This is a genomic window from Flavobacterium aestuarii (genome assembly GCF_040049115.1).
In the GTDB taxonomy this organism is placed as follows: Bacteria; Bacteroidota; Bacteroidia; order Flavobacteriales; family Flavobacteriaceae; genus Flavobacterium; species Flavobacterium aestuarii.
The window spans coordinates 1-25424 of sequence record NZ_JBDLZZ010000013.1 but is presented as its reverse complement, the minus strand read 5'-3'; the positions used below and the strand labels follow the sequence as shown (position 1 = coordinate 25424).

21 protein-coding genes are annotated in these 25424 nt (G+C 33.9%); 6 read left to right on the top strand and 15 right to left on the bottom strand.

The genetic code is table 11. The features are described 5' to 3' along the window. Window positions 1-46: 46 nt before the first annotated feature. Both lon and ABEG11_RS13665 read right to left on the bottom strand, forming a co-directional pair. Window positions 47-2500, bottom strand: coding sequence for an endopeptidase La (gene lon, locus ABEG11_RS13670; RefSeq protein ID WP_348824725.1), 2454 nt, complete (start codon window positions 2498-2500; stop codon window positions 47-49). Between the two features lie 285 nt (window positions 2501-2785). Beyond that, window positions 2786-3478, bottom strand: a complete 693-nt coding sequence (locus tag ABEG11_RS13665; protein ID WP_348824724.1) for a hypothetical protein — start codon at window positions 3476-3478, stop codon at window positions 2786-2788. A gap of 174 nt (window positions 3479-3652) precedes the next feature. On the opposite strand from ABEG11_RS13665, the gene ABEG11_RS13660 reads away from it, so the two are divergent. The 4 genes from ABEG11_RS13660 to ABEG11_RS13645 are packed head-to-tail and all read left to right on the top strand — an operon-like array spanning window position 3653 to window position 6554. After that, window positions 3653-4207: an RNA polymerase sigma factor gene (locus tag ABEG11_RS13660; RefSeq protein ID WP_348824723.1), complete on the top strand. Its 555-nt coding sequence runs from the start codon at window positions 3653-3655 to the stop codon at window positions 4205-4207. Then, entirely contained in the window at window positions 4204-4740 is a 537-nt protein-coding gene (locus tag ABEG11_RS13655) for an anti-sigma factor (RefSeq protein WP_348824722.1), read from the top strand. Before ABEG11_RS13660 ends, ABEG11_RS13655 begins: the two co-directional genes overlap by 4 nt. Then, window positions 4724-5794, top strand: a complete 1071-nt coding sequence (locus ABEG11_RS13650) for a hypothetical protein (RefSeq protein ID WP_348824721.1) — start codon at window positions 4724-4726, stop codon at window positions 5792-5794. The genes ABEG11_RS13655 and ABEG11_RS13650 overlap by 17 nt, the downstream gene beginning before the upstream one ends. Window positions 5795-5834: 40 nt before the next feature. Next, window positions 5835-6554: a head GIN domain-containing protein gene (locus tag ABEG11_RS13645; protein WP_348824720.1), complete on the top strand. Its 720-nt coding sequence runs from the start codon at window positions 5835-5837 to the stop codon at window positions 6552-6554. A gap of 90 nt (window positions 6555-6644) precedes the next feature. On the opposite strand, the gene ABEG11_RS13640 is transcribed toward ABEG11_RS13645, so the two are convergent. The 6 genes from ABEG11_RS13640 to ABEG11_RS13615 form a co-directional block, all read right to left on the bottom strand. Next, window positions 6645-7982, bottom strand: coding sequence for an MFS transporter (locus ABEG11_RS13640; RefSeq protein WP_348824719.1), 1338 nt, complete (start codon window positions 7980-7982; stop codon window positions 6645-6647). Window positions 7983-8076: 94 nt separating this feature from the next. Beyond that, window positions 8077-9984 (bottom strand): 1,4-alpha-glucan branching protein GlgB, encoded by a 1908-nt coding sequence (gene glgB, locus ABEG11_RS13635; protein WP_348824718.1) that lies wholly within the window; start codon window positions 9982-9984, stop codon window positions 8077-8079. Between the two features lie 31 nt (window positions 9985-10015). Beyond that, entirely contained in the window at window positions 10016-11653 is a 1638-nt protein-coding gene (locus ABEG11_RS13630) for a maltokinase N-terminal cap-like domain-containing protein (protein WP_348824717.1), read from the bottom strand. Next, window positions 11653-13584 carry an alpha-1,4-glucan--maltose-1-phosphate maltosyltransferase gene (locus tag ABEG11_RS13625; protein ID WP_348824716.1) on the bottom strand — a complete coding sequence of 644 codons (1932 nt, stop codon included), beginning with the start codon at window positions 13582-13584 and terminating at the stop codon, window positions 11653-11655. Before ABEG11_RS13625 ends, ABEG11_RS13630 begins: the two co-directional genes overlap by 1 nt. 345 nt (window positions 13585-13929) lie before the next feature. Further along, window positions 13930-15210, bottom strand: a complete 1281-nt coding sequence (locus ABEG11_RS13620; RefSeq protein ID WP_348824715.1) for a glucose-1-phosphate adenylyltransferase — start codon at window positions 15208-15210, stop codon at window positions 13930-13932. Continuing rightward, the gene (locus ABEG11_RS13615) at window positions 15200-16630 is read right to left on the bottom strand and encodes a glycogen synthase (protein WP_348824714.1); all 1431 of its coding nucleotides are present in this window, start codon (window positions 16628-16630) and stop codon (window positions 15200-15202) included. Before ABEG11_RS13615 ends, ABEG11_RS13620 begins: the two co-directional genes overlap by 11 nt. 188 nt (window positions 16631-16818) lie before the next feature. Here ABEG11_RS13615 and ABEG11_RS13610 point away from each other — a divergent pair, with 188 nt between their 5' ends. Both ABEG11_RS13610 and msrB read left to right on the top strand, forming a co-directional pair. After that, window positions 16819-17688 carry an alpha/beta hydrolase family protein gene (locus tag ABEG11_RS13610; RefSeq protein ID WP_348824713.1) on the top strand — a complete coding sequence of 290 codons (870 nt, stop codon included), beginning with the start codon at window positions 16819-16821 and terminating at the stop codon, window positions 17686-17688. 5 nt (window positions 17689-17693) lie between these two features. Beyond that, window positions 17694-18086 carry a peptide-methionine (R)-S-oxide reductase MsrB gene (gene msrB, locus ABEG11_RS13605; protein ID WP_348824712.1) on the top strand — a complete coding sequence of 131 codons (393 nt, stop codon included), beginning with the start codon at window positions 17694-17696 and terminating at the stop codon, window positions 18084-18086. A gap of 76 nt (window positions 18087-18162) precedes the next feature. On the opposite strand, the gene ABEG11_RS13600 is transcribed toward msrB, so the two are convergent. The 7 genes from ABEG11_RS13600 to ABEG11_RS13570 all read right to left on the bottom strand — a co-directional run bounded on the left by ABEG11_RS13600 (window position 18163) and on the right by ABEG11_RS13570 (window position 25229). Then, window positions 18163-19206: an o-succinylbenzoate synthase gene (locus tag ABEG11_RS13600; RefSeq protein WP_348824711.1), complete on the bottom strand. Its 1044-nt coding sequence runs from the start codon at window positions 19204-19206 to the stop codon at window positions 18163-18165. A 27-nt stretch (window positions 19207-19233) separates the two neighbouring features. After that, on the bottom strand, window positions 19234-20436 hold the full coding sequence (locus ABEG11_RS13595; protein ID WP_348824710.1) for a tetratricopeptide repeat protein: 1203 nt from the start codon (window positions 20434-20436) through the stop codon (window positions 19234-19236). Between the two features lie 90 nt (window positions 20437-20526). Beyond that, entirely contained in the window at window positions 20527-21204 is a 678-nt protein-coding gene (locus tag ABEG11_RS13590) for a metal-dependent hydrolase (RefSeq protein WP_348824709.1), read from the bottom strand. Between the two features lie 33 nt (window positions 21205-21237). Next, a complete protein-coding gene (menA, locus tag ABEG11_RS13585; protein ID WP_348824708.1) occupies window positions 21238-22200 on the bottom strand; it encodes a 1,4-dihydroxy-2-naphthoate octaprenyltransferase in 963 nt (320 codons plus the stop codon). Window positions 22201-22320: 120 nt separating this feature from the next. After that, complete coding sequence (locus ABEG11_RS13580; protein ID WP_348824707.1) at window positions 22321-23832, bottom strand: PH domain-containing protein; 1512 nt, start codon at window positions 23830-23832, stop codon at window positions 22321-22323. Beyond that, window positions 23832-24347: a PH domain-containing protein gene (locus tag ABEG11_RS13575; RefSeq protein WP_348824706.1), complete on the bottom strand. Its 516-nt coding sequence runs from the start codon at window positions 24345-24347 to the stop codon at window positions 23832-23834. The genes ABEG11_RS13580 and ABEG11_RS13575 overlap by 1 nt, the downstream gene beginning before the upstream one ends. A gap of 51 nt (window positions 24348-24398) precedes the next feature. Continuing rightward, window positions 24399-25229 carry a 1,4-dihydroxy-2-naphthoyl-CoA synthase gene (locus tag ABEG11_RS13570; protein WP_348824705.1) on the bottom strand — a complete coding sequence of 277 codons (831 nt, stop codon included), beginning with the start codon at window positions 25227-25229 and terminating at the stop codon, window positions 24399-24401. Window positions 25230-25424: the final 195 nt, after the last annotated feature.

The window sequence follows — 25424 nt, the reverse complement described above, 5'->3', positions numbered from 1 at the left end:
TACTCAGATTTGGAATTTGGAATTAAAGTTTTGGTATTTATTTGATTTATTTCAAATCTTTTGCGTTTTTAACTTTGTCCTTTGTAATGGCCAATTCCAGAACTTCACTCATTTCTTTCACATAATGAAAAGTTAACCCCTCTAAATATTCAGCTTTGATTTCATCAATATCACTTTTGTTTTCGTGGCATAAAATGATTTCTTTGATATTCGCTCTTTTGGCAGCCAGTATTTTTTCTTTAATGCCGCCAACAGGCAGTACTTTTCCTCTCAAAGTAATTTCTCCTGTCATGGCCAAGTTTTTCTTCACTCTTTTTTGTGAAAGCAAGGAAACAAGCGATGTTAACATCGCAATACCAGCGCTAGGACCATCCTTTGGAGTGGCACCTTCCGGAACGTGCAGATGAATATTGTACTTGTTCAATACTTCTGGATTTAATCCCAGCAATTCAGCATTTGCTTTAATATATTCTAAAGCAATTGTAGCCGATTCTTTCATTACGGTTCCCAAATTTCCAGTAATAGTCATAGAACCTTTTCCTGGGGAAAGCAAAGATTCAATAAATAAAATATCGCCGCCAACACTTGTCCACGCAAGACCAGTAACCACACCAGCTACTTCGTTGTTTTCGTATTTGTCACGCTCTAATCTTGGAACTCCTAAAACTTTGATAATATCTTCGTCAGTTACTTTTTTATTGTACTCTTCTTCCATAGCAACAGATTTAGCAGCATTACGGACGATTTGAGCAATTTTATTTTCGAGTCCTCTAACCCCAGATTCGCGGGTGTAACCTTCAACAATTTTTTCTAATTGTTTTTTACCAATAGATAAATCTTTAGGTTTAAGTCCGTGAGCGGCCAATTGTTTAGAGAACAAATGTTTTCTGGCAATTTCAACTTTTTCTTCAATAGTGTAGCCGGACATTTTTATGACTTCCATACGGTCAATCAAAGCAGGCTGAATTGCTGCCATATTATTGGAAGTGGCAATAAACATTACTTTCGATAAATCATATCCCATTTCAAGGAAATTATCATAAAAAGCACTGTTCTGTTCAGGATCCAAAACCTCTAATAATGCTGATGAAGGATCACCGCTATGGCTGGAAGATAATTTATCAATTTCATCCAAAACAAACACAGGATTGGAAGTTCCGGCTTTCTTTAAACTCTGGATTATTCTTCCTGGCATTGCGCCAATATAAGTTTTTCTATGTCCACGGATTTCGGCTTCATCGCGCAGTCCGCCTAATGAGATACGAACATATTCCCTTCCCAATGCCTCAGCTACAGATCGTCCAATAGATGTTTTACCCACACCTGGAGGCCCTGTTAAACAGATGATTGGCGACTTCATATCATTTCTTAATTTAAGAACTGCAAGATGTTCAATCATTCTTTTTTTAACATCTTCCAAACCAAAATGATCTTTGTCTAATACTTTTTGAGCGTGTTTTAAATCAAAATTATCTTTTGAAAATTCACCCCAAGGCAATTCTAAAAACAATTCCAAATAATTTCTTTGTATTCCAAAATCAGGAGCCTGTGGATTCATTCTGCGCATTTTGGATAATTCTTTATCAAAATGCTTCATTGTTTTTTCATCCCATTTTTTGCTTTTGGCTTTCTGGCTCATTTCATCCATTTCTTCCTCCTGTGAAACACCTCCCAGTTCTTCCTGAATGGTTTTCATCTGCTGATGAAGGAAATATTCTCTCTGCTGCTGATCTAAATCAAAACGGACTTTAGACTGAATATCATTCTTAAGCTCGAGTTTCTGCAGCTCAATATTCATGTAGCGAAGCGTTTCCAAAGCACGTTCCTTCAATCCGTTTATAGAGAGCAGATCTTGCTTCTCCTTAACCGATAAATTCATGTTCGAAGAAACAAAATTGATTAAAAACGAAGGGCTTCCAATATTTTTAATAGCAAAAGTCGCTTCAGTTGGTATATTTGGACTTTCGCTGATGATCTTAACTGCCAGTTCTTTTACCGAATCAATGATGGCATTAAATTCAGTATCTTTTTTAGCAGGTCTTTTCTCGGGAACTTCTTTTATTTTTGCTTTCAGATAAGGGGAATCTGAGACTACTTCATCAATTTCAAATCGTTTTTTCCCTTGAAGAATAACGGTAACATTCCCATCAGGCATTTTTAAAACACGAAGAATACGCGCTACAGTCCCGACTTTATTAATATCATCAACTGTAGGATCTTCATCATCTTCGTTAATTTGAGCCACTACCCCTATTACTTTTCCATCAGTGTTGGCATCATTAATCAATTTTATAGACTTATCTCTTCCTGCCGAAATTGGAATAACTACTCCCGGAAACAAAACAGTATTGCGTAAAGGTAAAATAGGCAAAAATTCAGGTAATTCTTCATTATTCATTTCTTCCTCATCCTCTGGAGTCAATAATGGAATTAATTCGGCTTCGGAATCAAATTCTTGAAGTGACAGATTGTCAATAGTAAGTATTTTATGATTTGACATAGTAGTATTTAAGTCTTTTTGTCATTAATTTTTTTAGATAGGAACGCAAATATAAGGTATCACAACAATATTTTAAACGAATATTGACATATAAATACACTAAAATATTCGAGCCTTAATAAGGCAATCATTATGCCAAAAAAGTTTTATTACAAAGTAAGATTTGTTATTTGCCATAATTTACAGATTGAACAAAAAAATCAATCTGGTTTTAACACAAAAAAAAGGGCTGTCCTTGCTTTTCGGACAGCCCCTTTAATTTAATCAATCTAAAAAATAATTATGTTATTTTATCACATATGATTTAAGCTCACTTGTAACTTCGTCATTTTCATATTTTATAATACCAACATTTTTTGCAATCCAATAATCTGTTGAATAATCCCATGAAGGCCAGGCATCATTTCCTTTAAGGCTTTGTGAAAATCTAAATTTTATCACATCATTATAAACTTTTCCTTTCACGGTTAATGAAATCCCTTTTTCCAGAATTTTACCCGAATAATTAATTTTTGCAGTCAAAACAGGGAAATCGGGAATACTGACATTTTGTATAAATGTATAATACCCTTCCCAAGTATCATTAACATTTAAATAATCTTTAAAAAGAAGAAATTCATATCCAGTAATTTTAGCAGTCACACCATCAATAGTAGTGTTCACTTCACCTATTTTAATATAATAATCTCCCTTATTCTTTTTAATCCATCCCGAGGCTTGTCCATCAACTGCATCTCCAAATATTTCTAATTCATTAAATTTATAATACTTACCCCCATCTATATCATCAATTTCAGTAATTTTAATAAGAGCTTCATCACCGTCTTGAGTATAAACCCAATTATTATTTACTGCTGTTGGCCAATAATCACCGGTTGAATCTTGAGTATTTTGTTCATCATCAGATTCTGAACTGCATCCAACAATTGAAATAGCCACAAAAATAGCTAGTAAAAAAGAGACTGATATTTTTTTCATAAGTTATTTGTTATATTTATAATCAAAAATAATATTATTTATACTACAAAAAAATAATAACTGTTTTTTTTTAAATTAATTTTAAATCAAGCAGTTTTATTTTGTCAAAAAAAATGAATAAACTGTAACAAACCAAAAACATTCATGTCTTTATTACAAATCATCACTTTTTAATTGAATCTGACTCATCAAAATATCGAAGAATTAATTACGCTCTGCAAAGAGAATAATCAGAAAGCACAATTTGAGATTTATAATCGCTATTGCAAGGCGATGTATAATGTGGCCTATAGAATTGTGAAAGATGAGCATTTTGCAGAAGACGTTATGCAGGAAAGCTTTTTGAAAGCATTTACTAAAATAAATGACTTCAAGCAAGAAGTTGCTTTTGGTGCGTGGCTGAAGCGTATTATTGTGAATTACAGTATCGATTTTTACAAAAAAAACAATCAATTCAAGACAGAAGATTTCGAAAGAACGCTGTATAAACTAGAAGAAAAAGATAATGATCAGGAAGAAAAGTTAGATTTTAATGATTTAAAAGTCAAGGAGGTTTTAGAAACAATTCAGTCCTTAAAATACAATTACAGTATGGTTTTGACCTTGTTTTATATAGAAGGTTATGATCAGGAAGAAATAAGCGAAATTCTTAAAATAAGTTATGCAAACTGCCGGACCACATTGAGCAGGGCAAAAGAAGCTTTAAGAAAAAAATTAAATGAGTTATGAAAAATGAAAATGAAAAATTAGACCAATTATTTGAGCATTTAGAAAATCAGTGGGATATTCAAGATATGAACACTGAGCATTTGGAACGGTTTTCAAAGAAATTGGCTCTTAAAAAGAGAAAAAGAAATTATAGTTTATTTTATGCTGCAGCTGCTTCAGTAGTCGTCTTGCTTGGGATTACTATGTTTTATACAAGCAATGAAAAGCCAAGGGAACTGAAATATGCCTCTAAAGAAACAAAACAGACAGATTCTATTTTTACAGTCCTAATTAAAAATGAATTGGAAAAAATTAAAGAAAAAAAATCACCTGAAAATGAAAAAATCATAAATGACGCTTTAAAACAGATGAAATCGCTAGATAGCGATTATGAAAATATTGTTCATGAATTAAATACCAATGGCGAAAGCAAACCAATTATTTATGCCATGATCAGTAATCTTCAAACCCGGATTTCCTTTTTGCAGAGTGTTCTGCAGCGTATCGAAGAATCTGAAAAACTTAAAAATTTAAACGATGAAAAAACAATTTAAAATATTCCTGCTCCTTTTAACTATTCCTTTTTTGGGATATTCTAATGATGACTTCAGCTACTCGAAACAAAAAAGCATTAATAAGGCTTATATCGTAAACAGTGATGCTGGCATCAATATTGACAACTCTTACGGCAACATTTTTGTTACTACCTGGAATGAAGACAAAATCGAGATCGATGTACTCATTAAAGTAAGCGGCAATAATGAAAATTGGGTCAATCAGCGGATAAATGCTATTGACGTTAATTTTATAGCCCTGAAAAATATGGTTACCGCCAAGACAGTTTTTGAAAATAACGTTTCAAGAAATAATGGAAAAAACAGCAGTTTTGAAATTAACTATACCATAAAAATTCCTAAAAATGGAACGGTAACCTTAAATAATAAATACGGAAACATCAGCACTACAGATCTTTTTTCGAGTACTGATATCAATTGCAAATATGGAAAAATCAATTTAGCAAATCTAAATGGAAACAGTAATAAAATTCAGATCAGTTATTGTTCTAAATCGACTGTTGATTTTTTTAAAAATGGCAACATCATTTCAAAATATTCAGGATTAAAAATAGATCGTCTTGCCAGGATTGATTTAGTTTCTGATTATTCTGAAATAGAAATTGGAGACGGTGGTGATGTAAAATACAACAGTAAATATGGAAGTGTAAAAATTGACAAGATCAATTCATTGGATGCAAATGGCAATTACTTGACAATTGATATTGGTTCAATCTCCAATCAGTTAAAATTATATACAAAATACAGTAATGTTTCAATTAATGCCATTCAGCCCAAGGCAAACAACATTACTATTATTGCCGGCTACACAGGAGTAGACATAGGTTTTCAGTCCAATTATGTCTTTGATTTTGATGTGACGGTAAAATATGCCGATTTTAAATATGATAATGAATTAAGTGTCAATTCTAAAGAAGAAACCAATTATACCAAAAGAATCAGCGGTTATTTTAAGAAAAAAGGAGAAAACAAAATTTTAGTTACCTCCGATTATGGCAATGTCAAATTGTACAAAAATGATACCCAAAAATAGTTTCAATCACCAAATCAAATATTAATTCAAATCAATTAAAATGAAAAAATCTATTTTATTAATGGTTTTAGGAACATTGTCTGTAACGGCAATGGCAAATGCCCAATGGAGCAAAGTTAAAGGCAATGGAAAAATTGTTACTGAAAAAAGAACTACCAGCGGGTACGACGAAATAAGTGTTTCAGGCTTCTTTGATGTCGAATTGGTCTCTGGAAAAGAAGGAGCAATTACAGTTAGAGCAGAAGAGAATCTTTTGCGTTATATCAAAATTGAGGTAAAAGATAATATTTTAAAAATCTATACCGAGAAAAATATTAATATCAGTACTAAGGAAAATATTGTCCTGACGGTTCCGTTCGAACAGATTAGCGCAGTTTCTCTGTCAGGTTCTGGTGATGTACAGACCAAAAATACTATTACAGCTGCGAGTTTAAAAGCTAAATTATCAGGTTCAGGAGATTTGACTCTGGATGTCAAAGCCAAAGATTTTGAAGCCAGCCTCAGCGGTTCTGGAGACGTTGTCCTTTCTGGAAATGCTGATAACTTCACATCAAAAACGTCAGGTTCCGGTGATGTGGATGCTGTAAATCTTATTACTAAAAACGCCAATGTTACTATCTCAGGATCTGGAGATATGAAAGTAAATTGTACCGAAAATTTCTATGCAAGAGTTTCTGGCTCTGGAGATATTGAATATAAAGGAAACCCACAGACCAAAGATACCAAAGTAAGCGGTTCGGGCGAAATCTCTAAAATGTAATATATAAAAATATAAAGGCTGTCTAAGAACAGCCTTTTATATTTTGAAAAAATTGTAATTGTCTTTAATAATGTTTTGACCTCATCATTGCTATGATACTTCATTTGAAACCGTTTCGTTTTTTGGGACTTTATTCAAAAGCAAAACACCAATTACAAAGAATATTGCCAAAAATACGATGGCTAATCTTGGACTTCCCGTAATTTGATCGATTATACCATACACACACATTCCTATTACAATTCCTATTTTTTCAGTAACATCATAAAAACTGAAAAAAGAAGCTGTATCCTCGGTTTCTGGCAATAATTTGGAATAAGTAGAACGCGATAATGCCTGGATTCCGCCCATAACAAGCCCAACTAATGCTGCCATTACATAAAATTGATTTGGCGTAACTATAAAGTAAGCAGCTGAACAAAGTATTACCCAGAAACAGTTTATCACGATAAGGGTAGGTATATTTCCAAATTTAGCAGATGCTTTTGAAGTCAGAATTGCGCCTCCAACTGCAACCAGCTGAATTAATAAAATACATATAATCAATCCTTTTTGACTTTGACTTGGAGATTCCCAAGCTATTTCCTGAGAACCAAAATAGGTAGCGATAAGCATTACGGTCTGCACTGCCATGCTGTAAACAAAAAAACTAATTAAATATTTTTTTAATGGAATGTTTGCTTCCAATAATTTCCAGACTTTTTTTAATTCATTGAAACCATTAAAAACAACAGCTTTAGTTACTTTTCGATCAGCTGTTTTATTTCCTTTCGGCAAAAAATAATAGGTATATTGGCTAAAGAGAATCCACCACATTCCAACCATGATAAAAGAATACCTCATCGCTTTCATTGCTGCTTCGCCTGTGCTTCCTTTAATATCGAAAACATCTGGATACATTACCATTCCTAAATTTAGAATCAGTAAAATAACACTTCCAATATATCCCAAAGAATACCCTTTAGCGCTTACCGCATCCTGCTGTTCAGGATATGCAACATCTGGAAGGTAGGAATTATAAAACACTAAGCTTCCCCAAAAACCAATTAAACCAAAAAAGTAAAAAAATAAACCCACATAAATATTTTCTAAGCTAAACCAATTCAATCCGATGCAGGATAAAGCACCAACATAGCAAAAAAACTTCATAAAAGATTTTTTATTTCCTACATAATCAGCTATTCCTGATAGTAATGGTGAAAATATAGCGACCATCAAAAAAGCGGCAGCTGTAACAAAACTAATTAATGCAGAGTTTTTTAAACTCATTCCAAAAACTTCAATATAGTGGCTTCTTTCTGAAAATAATGCTTCATAAAAAATTGGAAATATAGCCGATGAAATAACTAATGGATAAACAGAGTTTGCCCAATCGTAGAATGCCCATGCGTTCAATAATTTTTTACTTCCTTTTGCTAAATCTGCCATATCTGTCTTTTTTATGCTGCGAATGTATTTATTTTTTTCTTTAAAAACATAAATCGGGCTATTGCTTTATATTAATTTTCAGATTGATTTTTATCTATTCCATTTTAAAAACAATAACTCCCAATGGTGGAAGTGTCAGCGAGGCTGAATACTCTTTTCCATCATAAGGGTTAATATCTACGGTTAGTTTTTTATTATTTTTTACTCCGCTTCCTCCAAAATCGGTATCATCGCTATTAAATATTTCAATTAATTGGCCAGACTTTGGAATTCCAATTTTATAATTTTCCCTTACTACCTGAGTAAAATTGAGTATAACAATTAAATCGTCTTTTGAATTATTTCCTTTTCTAATAAAAGACATTACCGCATTTTCATGGTCAGAATAATTAATCCATTCAAAACCGTCAGGACTGAACTGTTTTTCATATAAAGCAGGCTCCGTTTTATACAATTGGTTGAGTTTTGTAATTGTTTTTTTTATTCCGTTGTGAAAATCATATTGCAGCAAGTGCCAATCGAGGCTATTCTGGAAATCCCACTCTCCGCTTTGCCCAAATTCTGCTCCCATAAATAGTAATTTGGCACCAGGATGCGTAAACATATAACTATAAAGCAAGCGCAGATTTGCAAATCTCTGCCACTCATCACCAGGCATTCTTCCCAAAATAGATCTTTTACCATATACTACTTCATCGTGAGAAAGAGGAAGCATAAAATTTTCAGTATATGTATAAGTCATTGAGAATGTTAAATCATTTTGATGGTATTTTCGATACACTGTTTCTTTTTGAAAATACTGCAGCGTATCATGCATCCAGCCCATCATCCATTTCATTCCAAAACCTAATCCTCCAGCAAATGTTGGCCTCGAAACCATTGGAAACGAAGTGCTTTCTTCGGCAATGGTCTGTACTCCTTCATAATTAGAATATACGGCTTCATTAAAATCTTTTAAAAAACTGATGGTGTCTAAATTTTCTCTTCCTCCATAAATATTTGGCTCCCACTCCCCTTCGTTTCTTGAATAATCTAAATAGAGCATCGAAGCTACTGCATCTACTCTGAGTCCATCAATATGATAATGATGCAGCCAAAACAGTGCATTACTGATTAAAAAGGAACGTACTTCATTTCGCCCATAATTAAAAACCAGACTTTTCCAATCCGGATGATAACCTTTTCTTCGGTCTGGATGCTCAAATAAGTTAGATCCGTCAAAAAAACCCAATCCGTGAGCATCTTCTGGAAAGTGTGAAGGAACCCAATCCAGAATAACTCCAATACCCGCCTGATGCAGTTTATCGACCAGTACCATAAAATCCTGAGGGTTTCCAAAACGGGATGTTGGAGCAAAATACCCCACCAATTGATATCCCCATGATGGATCATACGGATACTCCATAACTGGCATGAATTCTACATGCGTAAAACCAGTTTCCTTAACATATTTTACCAGATCTTCGGCATATTCCAAATAAGTCAAAAAACGATTTTCTTCGCCATGTCTCTTCCAAGATCCTAAATGAACTTCATAAACAGAATAGGGTTTGTCCAAGTCATTATGTTCCTTGCGGGCCTGCATCCATTTTTTATCTTTCCAATTATAATCAAGATCCCAAATAACCGAAGCTGTATGTGGTGGTTTTTCGCAATAAAAAGCAAATGGATCTGCTTTTTCTGTAATAATTCCATCATTGTTAGATTGTATCTTGTATTTGTAAGTCGTGCCCTGTTCAATACCTGGAATAAACCCTTCCCAGATTCCAGATGAATCCCATCTTACCTGCAATGGATGCTCTCCTTGAATCCAATAATTAAAATCGCCAACAACAGAAACAGTTCTTGCAGATGGTGCCCATACAGCAAAGTAAACTCCTTTTACACCATCGACTTCGATTAGATGCGCTCCTAATTTTTCATAAAGCCGGAAATGTTTGCCTGCTTTAAATAAATCAATATCAAAATCTGTAAAAAGGGAATAAGATTGTACTTTGTTCATTTTTATGTTTATTTTTTCTGTGAAAATGCATTCAATTAATTTTATTATAATCCATTATGCTGGCGATTCCAGTTAATGGAATTACTGACCATCGTGGCCTGGAGTTTAATTCGTAGCCCAGTTCATATATGGCTTTTTCCAAAAGACAATATTTCAATAAAAAATCAATTTCTTTTATGTAGCCAATATTTAAGTTTCCTCCCTGCGCTACTTCGGTATAAGTGTTTAGAAAAACACCAACAAAATATTTATACAAAATTTCTCCAGCCTGAAAAAGTTCATCCTGTCCAAATGGATATTTATCATTGCTATTAAAAATTGTGGCATATATGGCATAATGAAAGGAACGAAACATGCCAGCAACATCTTTCAAAGGAGGCTGTTTTACTTTGCGGTCACGAATTGTGCTTTCGGGTTCTCCTTCAAAATCAAGTATGTAAAAATCATCTCCATTCACTAAAACCTGACCTAAATGATAATCTCCATGAATACGTATACGTTCCGATTTCATCTGAGTCCAGTCAAAATCGAGAAAGACTTTCCGGATTTCTTTTTTATGATCCAAAAATTGATTGGCCAATTCTAAAGCTAATCCATCCAGCTTATGCAGATTGTTTTCTAAAATATTCAATCGGTTTTGAAACTGATATGTTAATCTATTTTTGAGCCAGACTGAATAATCACCATTATAAGTAAGCGGAGTAAATGCAGTTTCATGAATATCACTGCCAAGAGCAATATGCATTTCGGCTGTTCGCGTTGCCAAAGTTTTAATTTTTAAAAAAATGCTCAATCCTGCCCAATCAATAATTTCATGAGGAACATCATTTAGTTTTAAGCGTTTGAATAATTCAATATCAGGCAGTTTGGCAACAGAAATTTTTTTTGCACTTAAATTATCGAAAATCCGATCAACTTCTTCCAGCATATATTTCCATGCATCACCCTGATTTGGTACCAGTTCCTGCATTAAGCCAAGTGTAATATTTCCATCAGAAGATACAATACTGATACTTCCTGTATAAGCGGGAGAATACCCGAAATTCATTCTCTCGGTAAGGAAACGGCTTATTTCATAGTCAGGATTCATGCTGATGTAAATTCTCCTGAAAATTTTCAGAACCAGATTATCATTAAATATTATCGAAGTATTGCTTTGCTCTACTCCCATAAAGTGAGACGAAATATATTCTTTGGCATGCAGAGCTTTTCCTTTATGAAATTTTACTTTTGAATCTTCATTTTTTTTGGAATGAATTATTTTTTCGAAAAGTAATTTCCTGAAATCTTCCTGATGCAAGGCATCAACCAGATAGCCTTCCTGTTCATTCATCACAACTGGGGCTATTACGGTATTTGTATCCAGATCTTCTTCGGACATAAAGGCCACAGGCATAAAATAGTGCTGATAAAAAGCTTCTTTAAAATTAACTTCTAATAAAACGCCGTAATATGTGTTCTCACTTGAATTTATTTTAAAAGAATGTACAATTTCAATATATTTCAGCGTACTGGCTTTGCCACCGTACCATCTTTTATTGATAATGTAATTTTCTAAAATATCTGAGGCAAAAATCTTGACAAAACTTTCGTCTTCAAAAGCATCATTCCAATTGGTATGAAATACAAATGGATTTTGATATTCGGCTTCGTTAATTTTATCAGCCATTATTTGTGAATTTTAAATAGATGAAAAGGCAATTCTGGAGGAAGTTCTATATAATTCCATTCATTATTCCAATAATAGGTATTCCCTGTTATCAAATCGGTAATCTGAATGTTCTGAGTTCCAATTTCTGATGGTAATTTGACCATTGCTCTGCCTGTTTGAAATGCATCCAAACTAACAATCATAAGCGTTTCGTCTTGTCGAGTCTCATCAAATTTATAATACGCAATTACCTGATCATTATTAGTTTCACAAAAAACAATATTATTAGTCTGCTGTAATGAAGTTTGTTCCTTTCGGATTGCGTTTATGCGTGTTATAAGCGTAGTAAGTTTATTTTGTATGTTCCAGTCCCATTTATAGCATTGGTATTTTTCAGAATCCAGATATTCCTCCTTGCCCTGAGCCATTGGTGTACTAACCATGTACTCAAAAACCGGTCCATAAATTCCCATATTGGAACTTAAGGTTGCAGCAAGAAAATATTTTTGCAGATGCACTGATTCATTGCCATTTTGCAAAGCAAAAGGATTAATGTCTGGGGTATTCGGCCAGAAGTTTGGCCTGTAAAATTCTTTTTGTTCGGTCTGCGTTAATTCTTCAACATATTCTGTCAATTCCTGTTTGGTATTTCTCCAGGTAAAATAAGTGTAAGACTGGCTGAAACCTTGTTTAGCAAGCTCATTCATAATTTTTGGCCTTGTAAATGCTTCTGCAAGAAATAAAACATCGGGATGCTTCTTTTTGATTTCAGCAATCAGCCAGCCCCAAAAATAAAAGGGTTTGGTATGTGGATTATCAACTCTGAAAATTTGAATGCCACATTCTTCAATCCAGAATAAAGCTACATCAAGCAGTTCTTTCCAAAGGTTTTTCCAGTCGGAACTCTCAAAATAAATAGGCTGAATATCCTGGTATTTTTTGGGAGGGTTTTCAGCATACTGCACCGTTCCGTCTGGCCTCCATTTGAACCATTGCGGAAAATCTTTTACATAAGGATGATCCGGCGCGGCCTGCAGGGCATAATCCATTGCGACTTCAATACCTAAATCTTTTGCTTTTTTAACCAGATCTTTAAAATCTTCAATAGAACCTAATTCAGGATGTGTGGATTTGTGTCCGCCATGATGGGAGCCAATTCCCCAAGGAGAACCTACATCGCCAAATTCGGCATTTGTAGCATTATTTTTTCCTTTTCTATTCACTTCTCCAATAGGATGAATAGGCGGAAAATAAAGTGTATCAAATCCCATTGCTGCAACTCTGGGAAGCAGTCTTTCGCAGTCTTTGAAAGTTCCGTGTTTTCCTTCCTCTTCGGATGCAGAACGCGGAAAAAATTCATACCAAGTACTGAAAAGTGCTTTTTTGCGATCTACATATATTTCCAAATCAATAGATTTATTTTCTAAAAATCGGATTGGATATTTCTTGAAAATTTTAAACAATTCATCCGATTTTGCTTCTCTAACCGCATTATCATATTCGGATTCTGCCGTAAAATAATAATGCAATCTATTGAGATATTCACTTTCTGTGGCATCCGCATAGCTTAGAACTGCCTGAACATATTCTGCACCTTCCAGCAGTTCTGATTTTACATATTGATTATCATTAATTTTTCGCTCCGTACCATGCTGCCAGTTTAATGCATAATCTACCCAGCCTTCAACAAAATAGGTATATCTTCCTTGTTTTTCAACATGGAATACTGCAGACCATTCATCGTTTTGAATATGTGTCATTCGAACTTCCTGCCAATTATTTTCAGATTCATGCTTATATTTTACACAGCATTCTACAACGTCATGCCCATCCGAGAAAACTTCGGCTGTCACAATTACTTTCTGGCCAATAATCCTTTTAATAGCAAAACTGCCACCATTGAGCTGAGGCAAAACATTTTCTATAATTATACGGGTTTGATTTTGCATAGTATATGTTAAATTGAATATGAAATTTAGTAAAAATTAAAGTTTTATTGAAACTAATTTTAAAAAATACAAATAATCTATTTATTCGATTCAATACTCTTTGTTTGTTATGAATAAAAAATAAAAATCACCCTATTAAGCAACTTTTTTAGCACAACTGCGGAATAAAAAGAATTGGATTTGCTTAAATCAAATGAAGAAATTTGTATTGCGTATTAAATATATTAAGTTTTTTTGAGATAGAAATCAATAATTATAAATTACACCAAATTGAAAGCACAATAAATTGAACTTTCTACTTGGTGTAATTGAAGTCTTAAAAATAATTTTAATTTTTTTGATTTTTTATTTAACAGTAAAGCCATCAGGAATTATGGCACCTTTCCGGATTACAACAATTCCTTCTTTTACACAGTACAATTCATTGACAGTATCATCCAGATGTTTACCACCTTTTACGTACACATCATTTCCAATTCTGCAATTCTTATCCACAATTGCATTATGGATAAAGCATCTTTCGCCAATACCAATTAAAGGGATATTGTTTTCAATATTTTCCCTGATATCTTCAATACTCTGGTATAAATCATTACCCATTACATAACTGTGCTGAATAACCGTTCCCTCTCCTATGCGAGAGCGGTTTCCAATGACAGACTTCGTGATTTCTTTGGCATGAATAATGCATCCCTCTGAGATTAATGATCTTTCGACTAAGGTATTGTGAAATTTAGACGGAGAAAGCAAACGTGGTCTGGTGTATATCCTATTATCATTATCAAACAGATTAAATTGAGGAATATCATCTGTTAGTCCAATATTGGCTTCAAAGAATGAATCAATATTTCCAATATCTGTCCAATAGCCTTCATATTGATAGCTTAACAGTTTTTTACTTCCGACAGCCTGAGGTATAATTTCTTTTCCAAAATCTTTTGTTTCTGGATCGGCCATTAATTCAATTAATAGTTTTCTATTAAAGATATAAATACCCATCGAGGCCAGATAATTCTTCCCCTGGCTTTTCATTTCATCACTTACTTCTGATGTCCAGCCAGATAATAATTCCTTTGCAGGTTTCTCAATAAAAGATTGTATTGTGCTGTCTGAATTTGTTTTTAAGATTCCAAATTCAGGTGCATCTTTTGCATTTACAGGTAATGTAGCAATAGAAATGTCAGCTTCAGCTTCCATATGAGCCTCAAGCATTTCATTAAAATCCATCTGATACAATTGATCCCCGGATAAAATTAAGGCATAATCAAAATCATGATTTAAAAAATGTGGCATGCATTGCCTTACTGCATCAGCCGTTCCCTGAAACCATGTTGGGTTGTCCGGTGTTTGTTCTGCAGCTAGAATATCTACAAAAGACTGACTAAAAATACTAAAGTTATAAGTGTTCTTAATATGAGCGTTAAGAGAAGCCGAATTGAATTGCGTTAACACAAACATCTTATAAATATCAGAATTGATGCAATTAGAAATAGGAATATCTACTAACCTGTATTTTCCGCCTATTGGCACTGCTGGTTTTGATCTTCTGGCGGTAAGCGGAAATAATCTGGAACCTTGACCACCACCTAAAATAATAGCGATAACATTTTTCTTTTTAGTTTTCATGTCTTTTTGCAATAATTAAATTATATAATTCAATATATTCCTGGCTTACGTGTTGCCAAGAATGGTCAGTATTCATTCCTTTTAGCCTAATTTGACCTATTTCGTCTTTGCGCGGATACAAGTCGACAGCTCTCTGTATAGCATTGCAAATATCTTCGGCGGTGGCAAGATTATGACAAATGCCATTTCCATTATCCTCAAAATCGACAACAGTATCTTTCAAACCGCCTGTTCTTCGTACTATTGGAATTGTTCCATAACGCATAGCATACATCTGGTTTAATCCACAAGGCTCAATGCGGGACGGAATTAATATAAAATCAGAGCCAGCATATGTTTTATGAGCCAATTCTTCGTTATAACCAATATGAGCATAATAATTTTGCTGATAAACTTCGGACAAATCTTTTAACTGCTTCTCTATTTCATGATCTCCATATCCCAAAATCAGGAAATTAATCTGGTTTTTATAATGTGTCAAAGCCGATGTTATAACTCTGTGTAACAAATCAGCTCCTTTTTCATTGTATAATCTGCCAATAAAACTAAAAAGCGGTTTTCCAGCATCCATATTGAAAAGCGAACACAAATATTCCTTATTCAGCTGTTTGCCATCTTTAACAGTCGCAACCGAATAATTCATCTCAAGCATTGAATCTTTTTCAGGATTCCATACATCAATATCGATTCCATTAAGAATTCCTTTAGACTTGTCCCTGAATTGCTGAAATAATGTTTCAAGTCCATTGTCTGAATAATTCAATTCACTGAGATAACTTGGTGAAACAGTTGTAATTTCATCAGCACATTTTATAGCTGCTGCCAGTGAGTTAATGCAATTTCCCCATTCTAATTCCTTAATATGAATCAAATCAAATTCAGGCAGGTAATACAATTTATTAAATGAAAATATCCCTTGATATAAGCCATTGTGAATAGTTAGAATTGTTGGAATATTTTTTAAATTATCATATTTAGGGCAATATTTTTTCATAAAAGGAATTAATCCTGTATGATGATCGTGGCAATGAATAATATCCGGAATAAAATTCTGTGCTGCAATCCAGTCCAATACCGCGATTTGAAAAGCCAAAAAGCGTTCGACATCATCTAAATAGTTATAAATATCTGGCCTGTCAAAAAGCTCAGGTATTTCAATTAAATATAATTTAAATCCTAGTTTACTTGATTTTTCCTGAAGTACCTTATAAGGAAAATTAAAATGCCCTAATTTTAATTTATCCCAATAAACACATTCGAAATCATTTTCAGTTCTGAATGCCGTCTGATAGCATGGAATAGCAATACTGACATTATTTTTCCCGTTATTTTGAAATTTTGGCAATGCTCCAATTACATCAGCAAGCCCCCCCACCTTTGCAACGGGGTAACATTCTGCTCCCATGTGAAGTATTTCCATCAATTACTCGTTATACTTAAAAAAAATAATTCTTGCCAACTAAACTGCTACTGCACAAAATTTAAAAATTTGCTAATTTTATAGCAGAAAGCTAAATTATATTAACATTAAATTTATAGTACTTTTGTGTTTTCTAAATTTAGTTAAAAAAAATTAACATTTAAAAGCCTTCTTACAAATTTATCAATATGGCAAAAAATACCTCAAATCACACTAAGCCTTTAAAAATTCCTAAAATTATAATACTATCTAGTAAGTTTATTGCGTTTCTATCTACTAAGTGGGCAGTTTTATATGCGTCCAAATTGTTTATTACCCCAATAAAACATAAGCTTCCAAAACGGGAAATCGAAATGGATGCAAAAAGTGAACAGCAAATAATCACAATTCCTGCCATAAACAGGACAGTTACTATTTATGAGTATGGCAAAAGCAATTTGAATAAAAAAGTGCTTTTAGTACATGGATGGTCAGGAAGAGGCACACAATTATGCAAAATAGCAAAAGAACTAGTTGGCTTGGGATATCAAACGGTAAGCTTCGATGCTCCTGCGCATGGAAAATCGCCAGGAAACTCGACTATTATGATTGAATTTATTGCCTCTATAACTGAAATAGACAAAAAATTTGGGCCATTTGAAGTTGCTATTGGCCATTCGTTAGGAGGAATGTCGGTAATGAATGCCATAAAAGAAGGCTTAAAAATCAATAAGGCAATTATTATTGGAAGCGGAGATATTGTTCAAGATATAACTGATGACTTTGTTGCTAAACTGGGACTAAAACCCAAGATAAGCAAACTTCTGTGTGAACATTTTGAATATAAATACGGTGGCAGGATGGATGATTACAGCGCTTACAAAGCTGCAAAAACTACTTCAATCCCAACTTTGGTAATTCATGATAAAAATGATCCTGAAGTTCCAGTAAAAGCAGGAATAAATATTTATGAACACTTAAAAAATGGAGAATTAATGCTGACTGAAAATCTGGGACACAGAAAGATACTGGCGGATCATAAAGTGATTGAAAAAATAATTAATTTTATTAAAAAATAAATATTATGAGTTATCCTATAATAAAATCAGAAAAAGAATGGGAAGAAGAACTAGGCAGTGAGCGTTATAGAATTCTTCGTCAGAAAGGAACTGAATATCCACATACAGGAAAATATAATCTGCATTTTGAAAATGGTGTTTACTGCTGTGGTGGCTGTGGCTCTCCGCTGTTTGAGAGCAATTCTAAGTTTGATGCTCACTGTGGCTGGCCGTCTTTTGATGAATCAATACCAGGAAAAGTAGAATATATCCCAGATGCAACACACGGAATGACACGAACCGAAATTGTCTGTGCCAATTGTGGAGGACATTTAGGCCATGTCTTTGAGGATGGTCCAACAAAAACAGGACAGCGCTATTGTGTGAATTCTTTGTCTGTAGATTTTAAAGAAAAATAGCTGTTATTGGTAGAGGGAAACACAAAAACTTTACAGAAAAACATAAAGGTTCCATCACTCTCACAAAAATTACAAATTAAATCGTATCAATATCCAAATTCCAATTCAGCGCGTTGCTGTGCCACAACCGTCCTTTTGAAACCTGTAAAGGGCAATCAAAATTATTAGTATACAGCGCACCTGTTCCTAATCCTTGTGGCATGGAATTATTGAGTAAAAATGTCCATTGTGCAATCGCATTGAGGCCAATATTACTTTCTAAAGCAGAAGTAATCCACCAGCCAATATCGTATTTTTGAGCTAACGAAATCCACTCCTGAGTTCCTCGAAAACCGCCCACAAAACTAGGCTTCAAAATGATATACTGAGGCCTGATTTTTAGCAGTAAATTCTCTTTTTCGGCTTTAGTAAATACACCTATGAGTTCCTCATCCAATGCAATAGGAAAAGGTGTGATTTTACACAGCTCTGCCATACTGTCAGTGTTGTTTTTTTGAATCGGCTGTTCTATACTATGCGGTTCAAAACCAGATAATTGATTCAGTTTAAATAAAGCTTCATTTAAACCAAAGGCACCATTTGCATCAACCCTTATTTCAACTTGTTCTGGTGTAAAATGCTCCCTGATAAACCGCAATAATTGCAGTTCTTTATCAAAATCTATGGCACCAATCTTAAGTTTTATGCATCGAAATCCATCGGCTAATTTTTCCTCGATCTGCTGCTTCATAAAAGACTCATCTCCCATCCAAACCAGGCCATTAATAGCAATCGATTCTGTTCCTTTTGTAAACTCAGAAGGAAAGAGCAGAAAAGGATTTTCACTATCTAAAGACTGGAAAGCCATCTCGATTCCAAATTGTATTGAAGGAAATTCTATTAAAGCTTCCCAGAGTATGTCTTTTCCAAGATGAATATTAGCGCAGGTCCATTTTAGTTTCTCTTCATAATCTGGACGGTCATCAATACTCAAACCTCTCAGGATTCCGCACTCGCCTATTCCTTTTTTACCATCCAGATCCAGAACAATAAACCAGGTTTCTTTTTCAAGCATTACGCCACGGGAAGTTCCAGATGGTCGCTTGAAATTTAGTATATATTTATGATAAGCTGCTCTCACTGATTGTGAATTTTAATTACTGACTACTTACTCTTTGATCAATTTCAATATCCGTTCAAAATCTTCGTTCTGTATTCCAGCTTTTTGGAAAGCTTTGAAATCCTGTTCTGTTTTTTGGATCCAGCTTAAACTATCAGTTACGTTTTGATTCTGGTACTTTTTGTAGATTTTTTTGGCTTCTTTGTAATTATCATTCAACAGATATGCGTGCGCCAGATTTAACTGAATCAACAGCTCTGTATTATCCAGTTTTTCGCCATCCAGAAGATACTTTAACGCTTTACCATATTGTTTAGTCAAAAGATAACTGCTCCCAATGGCATTATAATCTAGAACTGCAGCGTTGCCATTGCTTATTATTGTGGCTAATTTTTCAATTGCAGGGCCATATTTGCCGTTTTTTATTAAAAGTGATGCCTCTTTACGTAAATCCGCAGAAAGTGCAGGAGAAGCATTAGTTTCACTCAAGCAAATAGCGCCAGCATCTTTAAAAGCCTTATTCCGCTCCATTGGCAACAGCTTTTGAAATTCTGGAAATTTGTATTTGGCTTGTATTCTGTCCGATACACAGACACAAAAATTATCCGAATTGCTCATTTTCTGAGCCAGACTGGAAGTTTTACATTGATCAATAATAGATTTTCTATTTTCTAAAGTCCACCCTCGGCTTAGTTTTTTGTCTACCCACGGAACAGCTTCTAATATTATTTTTTGATTCATAATCCAGTTTTTACTCTCAAAACCAAACCACAACGAACTGTTATCATTGCTTAAACAGCTTGATTTATCTACAGAAAGGTGTTTTGCATCCTTACTCACTGGTTCATCCTGAACAAGACAGGATTCGAAGGTTTTACCTGAATTTTTATATTCGTCAGCTAAATTTTCTTTAGCGAAAATTGCATATGTACATTTATCATCACCCGATATTTTAGACAAGACAAAAACAGCTCCGGCTGAACCCTGACTGATTCCTGTTGGATCTGGAATTGATTTCAGTACAGAGACCAGACTGCTGGCCAATTGCTGATTTTCGTCCAAAAGAGTAATTCTATAGACAATCTCGGTAGTTCCAAGAGGTAAATCATCGATTTTGACAACAATTCTATCGCGGGCAGATACTTTTACCTCTTTGGTAGTCGACCGTTCTTTATCCCAATAACCGTCTTGCTGTGCGAATGCATTTGTTGCAAATAGAAATGTTATAAATAAATGAAGTTGTTTAGTCATTATAAAAAAGGATTAACAGATTCTAAATTTATAAGACTCTGAAGTTATTTGATAAAACTTTAAACTTAGATCTTAGAAACTTTTAAATATTTACAGTTCGATAAAACCTCCTATTTCTAGCAACATCAAGTCTTTTCCTTTGTCGAAGAATTTCTTTATGGCTTCTTCATGATTAATTTCGATGTATCCAAAGGTATCATAATGAATACCCAGAATTTTATCGCAGTCTACAAAATCGGAAGCGATTATGGCATCATCCACATCCATCGTGAAGTTATCTCCAATCGGTAAAATTACCAAATCGAGCCGTGTACGCATCGGAATCAATTTCATATCCATTGTTAGAGCGGTATCGCCGGCAATGTAAATATTTTTATGTTCGCCCTCGATTACAAAACCGCCTGGATTTCCGCCATTACTGCCATCAGGAAAAGAACTGGAATGAATAGCGTTTACATATTTTACTTTTCCAAAGTCGAAATTCCAGCTTCCACCGTGATTCATTGGGTGCGACTGAAATCCTTTCTTAGCATAATATCCAGCGATTTCTGCATTAGAAACAATTACCGCATTCGTTCTTTTGGCAATCGCTTCTACATCAAGAATATGATCCCCATGAGCGTGAGTGAGTAAAATAAAATCTGCCTGCAGATTATTGATATCAATATGAGAAGCTTTGGGATTAGCCGAAATATAAGGATCCACAATGATGTGTTTACCGCTTACCTCAATCCCCAAAGAAGCGTGACCGTAGAAAGTTATTTTCATTTTAACGTAAGTTTAAATAGTGCTATTAATACTTTATCTTCCACCAAGGAAAACATTTACAATAATATCTGAAATTAATGAAATCATACAAATTGAAAGTAATATGGAAAGCAAAAAGGTACTTAGGGCTACTTTTTTCAATTCTGGATCAAGCAATTTTGGATCTTGGTTTTTAGAAACTGTGATTAAATGTTTGGTCAGCGGAATGTATGCTAACAAAAACAGGTATTGGTCAAAATGAAAACCGCTTAATATCGCAAACAGCACAACCGAAACCATAGCTGTTATAATCAGGAAAAAGTGATATTTTTTAGCATTTTCAGCACCCATTTTCACAACAAGTGTATTCTTGCCTGATTTAACATCCGAAGCCTGATCACGCATATTATTCAGATTTAAAACTCCAACACTCAATAATCCAATTGCGACAGCAGGCAAAATCAGGATTAAATCCAATTGTTTTGAATATAAAAAATTTACCCCCAAAGTACTTACCAGCCCAAAGAAAACAAAGACAAAAATATCTCCGTATCCACGATACCCGTAAGCTGATTTCCCCACAGTATAGCGGATTGCAGAAGCAATTGCCAAAATACCCAACACCAAATAAAACAGGGAATAAGCTAAATTACTTTCGCCAAAAGCTACATATATCAGGAATATTGCGGATGCTAAAGTTAAAATTGAGGTAATAACCAAAGCCTTTTTCATAGCCTGTGGGGTAATTACTCCGCTCTGAATAGCACGTTTTGGCCCTACTCTGTCTTCATTATCGGTTCCTTTTATTCCGTCACCATAATCATTGGCAAAATTAGAAAGAACCTGCAATCCTAATGTCGTCAATAATGCAAAAGCAAAAATCTGCCAACTAAAATTCTCTGACGGTGTAAGCTCATTTTCTGTAGGATTTGCCAGTGCATACATACTCCCTACAATTATTCCAGAAACAGATAATGGTAATGTTCTTAATCTCGCTGCTTCAATCCAGTGTTTCATTATTTATTTGGTTTGTTTAAAATTGTTTAAGAGTTTAAAATTGCCTAAAGTTTAAGGGAAATATTTCAATTAATCTCTTCTGCTATTCTTAATATTGTTTTTCAATCTCTAACTTTATAACTACATCCAATTACTGTCTGAAGTTTCCATTCGGTACAGCCAAAGATTGACATATTGTTTTATGGCTGTAAAATTACCCAATTGAAAACTAATATTCCCACCTGCGGTATGTAAAGTTAAAGAACCAATGTTGATATTTTTATGCCAAAAGAGCTGTGATATTGTAATTGCCTGTATTTTACTCGGTTTAATTATTTTGTTTGTAATATCCCAGGCACCGCTTTGTAGAATTATAAAATCGTCATTGATATAAAGTCGATTGTTTTTGAATAAAAAAAACTGAATAATACCTATAAAAAACACATAAAATAACACAAGAAAATCTACCATAGGAATTTGCTCCAACACTATATTTCTAATAAAATAATATGCAAACAAAGGCAAGCCTATAGTTAGGAAAGCCGAAAAACCCAGTTTTCTAAAATTAGGTTTCAGCCTTATTCCTTTTTCAGGGATCTTTTGAAATAACAATTTCAGAATAGCATCTTTCTCAATATCGTTACAACCCGGGATTTCAATAGCCAGTTTATGATCTTCCTTCTCTCCCCCTGTCGCCTGTGCAATTTTAAGCTCCAGAACATTCATTTTTTTCTGAAAGAAATTCTGAGTAATACTTGTAATTTGAACCTTTTCAGGTTTTAAAATCGTACTTTTTGTATTCAGCAATCCATAAGAAAGCAGTAAGGAACCTTTTTGCTTTGCAATTTTATAATCAAAATATTTAAATATCGTTTTGACTAAATTCACAACTAACACAGTCGAAAAAAAAATGATAAACAATATCAATGCAACAGTTGTAATCTGACTTGTATCAACATAATCTTGAATCTTCTGATCTTCCAAAACATCTCTTCCTGTCAACTGTTTGATATGATCAAAAACTGAAATAAAAAAAGCCAGAATTATGAAAAAACTTTTTACATAATTGGACGTGATTCCAATTTTCAGCAAACTCAAAAAACTGATTTTTATAAAAGGAATTTCTTCGTTGATACCTCTTTCTGATAAAGGTTTATTTACAAAGCTTATATCATCAATTGGTGATTGCTTTTCATTTGTCAACAAACGTGCTTTCAAGTCAAGTGCTAAATCATGAGAGATTGCTTTGATGTCTGCTTCTTTTTTATTAGAACCAGCAGTATCAACAGCTAATTCATAAACCCCGACCAATCGTTGAATTAAGGACTGATTAATATTAACCTGCTGGATTTTATCAAGCTGAATAGCTGTTTTACTTTTATTAAAAACGCCTTCAGTTATAATAAACTCATCATTTTCCTGATCGATATAAAAAGTGAATTTTAAATATTTTAGATAAGAAATAATTCCAGTAATAACTAAAAAAGAGATAATTCCAACAAAAAAGTAGAATTTATTTACTTCATCAAACTTAAAAAGCCAAATCACTAAAACAGGCCATAAAGCCTTTAGATACCCCTGAAGAGCATAGAGAAACATAACCACAATTCCAACAATAGATTGTCTCTGTGGCTGATTAAAATCATTTCTCATTATAATTGTTTTTGAATTTTTCCCATCAGCAATTGTTTGATATTTTCGGCCTGTTCCTTAGCTATTCCAGGAATATGAATATCGCTGGAACTGCCACCAGCTGTAAAAATTTCAATTTTAGCCAAACCAAAAAATCTTGATAGCAGTCCTTCATGTAAGGCAACATGTTGCACTCTGTTGTAAGGAATTACAAGTGTATTTGTTGCTATGACTCCATGCCTGAATAATACATCATGAGTACGAAACGCAAAACCTTTTTTATTGAAACTCATTCTCGAAAACAAAAGTACAATCAGTAATAAAGCTGCATAAATCATACTGATTTCGAAAATATAAGAAAAAAACTCGTCATTAAAATATAAAACAACACCTGCTCCGCCACCAATAATCAAGAAGGAAATACTTAATCCAATTAAAATCACTTTCCAATAATCAGGATGAAGTACAGAAAATTTAACTTCCTCAAATTTTGGAAGCAGTGTAGTATCGATAGTTTCGTTTGTAAAATCCTGCATTTATATTTTTTTAGTATAAAAACTCTAAACTTTTAAACCTCAAATATTTCCTTATGGCAACCATTTTTTCTCAAAATTTGGCTTACGTTTTTCAAGAAAAGCGTTTCTTCCTTCTTTCGCTTCCTCAGTCATATAAGCCAATCTGGTAGCCTCACCAGCAAAAACTTGTTGCCCTACCATACCATCATCAGTAAGATTCATAGCAAATTTCAGCATTTTTATTGATGTTGGTGATTTAGCCAAAACCTCTTGAGCCCATTGATAGGCAGTTTCTTCCAATTCATCATGCGGAATAACAGCATTTACCATACCCATTTCAAAAGCTTCTTGGGCCGAATAATTTCTACCCAAGAAAAAAATCTCACGTGCTTTTTTCTGTCCTACCATTTTGGCAAGATAAGCAGAACCGTAACCACCGTCAAAACTTGTCACATCAGCATCCGTCTGTTTAAAAATAGCGTGTTCTTTACTCGCCAAAGTCATATCACATACTACATGAAGACTATGACCTCCACCAACAGCCCAACCTGGAACAACTGCAATAACAACTTTTGGCATGAAACGGATTAATCGCTGAACCTCAAGAATATTCAAACGATGTTGACCATCTTCCCCAACATACCCTTGATGCCCACGGGCATTTTGATCGCCACCACTGCAAAACGAATACACACCATCTTTAGTTGAAGGTCCTTCTGCAGAAAGCAAAACTGCACCAATCGAAGTATCTTCTTGTGCATCATAAAAAGCTTGATATAATTCGGATGTCGTTTTTGGTCTAAAAGCGTTACGCACATTGGGTCTGTTAAATGCAATTCTCGCAACACCGTTGCATTTTTTATAGGTTATATCTTCAAATTCTCTAGCAGTAATCCAATCCATTCTATTATTTTTTAGTTTATTTTAGTGTAAAAATAAGGCATTTTTTATACTTCCAAAATAGAAAAAACAATTAATCGACATCTTTCGCAATAAATAAATTTCAAAACCCCGTAAAAACAAAAAACCCTTCATCATCTGATGAAGGGTTTTAAAAAAGAAAGGCAGCGACATACTCTCCCACATAACTGCAGTACC

Bases quoted from the DNA above. Each gene is read 5' to 3' on its own strand.
- ABEG11_RS13630 (WP_348824717.1), bottom strand. From the start codon at position 11,653: ATGGCTGATAAAATTAACGAAGCCGAATATCAAAATCCATTTGTATTT.
- ABEG11_RS13570 (WP_348824705.1), bottom strand. From the start codon at position 25,229: ATGGATTGGATTACTGCTAGAGAATTTGAAGATATAACCTATAAAAAA.
- ABEG11_RS13640 (WP_348824719.1), bottom strand. From the start codon at position 7,982: ATGGCAGATTTAGCAAAAGGAAGTAAAAAATTATTGAACGCATGGGCA.
- ABEG11_RS13625 (WP_348824716.1), bottom strand. From the start codon at position 13,584: ATGCAAAATCAAACCCGTATAATTATAGAAAATGTTTTGCCTCAGCTC.
- ABEG11_RS13665 (WP_348824724.1), bottom strand. From the start codon at position 3,478: ATGAAAAAAATATCAGTCTCTTTTTTACTAGCTATTTTTGTGGCTATT.
- glgB (WP_348824718.1), bottom strand. From the start codon at position 9,984: ATGAACAAAGTACAATCTTATTCCCTTTTTACAGATTTTGATATTGAT.
- ABEG11_RS13575 (WP_348824706.1), bottom strand. From the start codon at position 24,347: ATGCAGGATTTTACAAACGAAACTATCGATACTACACTGCTTCCAAAA.
- ABEG11_RS13650 (WP_348824721.1), top strand. From the start codon at position 4,724: ATGAAAAAACAATTTAAAATATTCCTGCTCCTTTTAACTATTCCTTTT.
- ABEG11_RS13645 (WP_348824720.1), top strand. From the start codon at position 5,835: ATGAAAAAATCTATTTTATTAATGGTTTTAGGAACATTGTCTGTAACG.
- ABEG11_RS13595 (WP_348824710.1), bottom strand. From the start codon at position 20,436: ATGACTAAACAACTTCATTTATTTATAACATTTCTATTTGCAACAAAT.
- ABEG11_RS13610 (WP_348824713.1), top strand. From the start codon at position 16,819: ATGGCAAAAAATACCTCAAATCACACTAAGCCTTTAAAAATTCCTAAA.
- ABEG11_RS13615 (WP_348824714.1), bottom strand. From the start codon at position 16,630: ATGGAAATACTTCACATGGGAGCAGAATGTTACCCCGTTGCAAAGGTG.
- lon (WP_348824725.1), bottom strand. From the start codon at position 2,500: ATGTCAAATCATAAAATACTTACTATTGACAATCTGTCACTTCAAGAA.
- ABEG11_RS13580 (WP_348824707.1), bottom strand. From the start codon at position 23,832: ATGAGAAATGATTTTAATCAGCCACAGAGACAATCTATTGTTGGAATT.
- ABEG11_RS13590 (WP_348824709.1), bottom strand. From the start codon at position 21,204: ATGAAAATAACTTTCTACGGTCACGCTTCTTTGGGGATTGAGGTAAGC.
- menA (WP_348824708.1), bottom strand. From the start codon at position 22,200: ATGAAACACTGGATTGAAGCAGCGAGATTAAGAACATTACCATTATCT.
- ABEG11_RS13620 (WP_348824715.1), bottom strand. From the start codon at position 15,210: ATGAAAACTAAAAAGAAAAATGTTATCGCTATTATTTTAGGTGGTGGT.
- ABEG11_RS13655 (WP_348824722.1), top strand. From the start codon at position 4,204: ATGAAAAATGAAAATGAAAAATTAGACCAATTATTTGAGCATTTAGAA.
- msrB (WP_348824712.1), top strand. From the start codon at position 17,694: ATGAGTTATCCTATAATAAAATCAGAAAAAGAATGGGAAGAAGAACTA.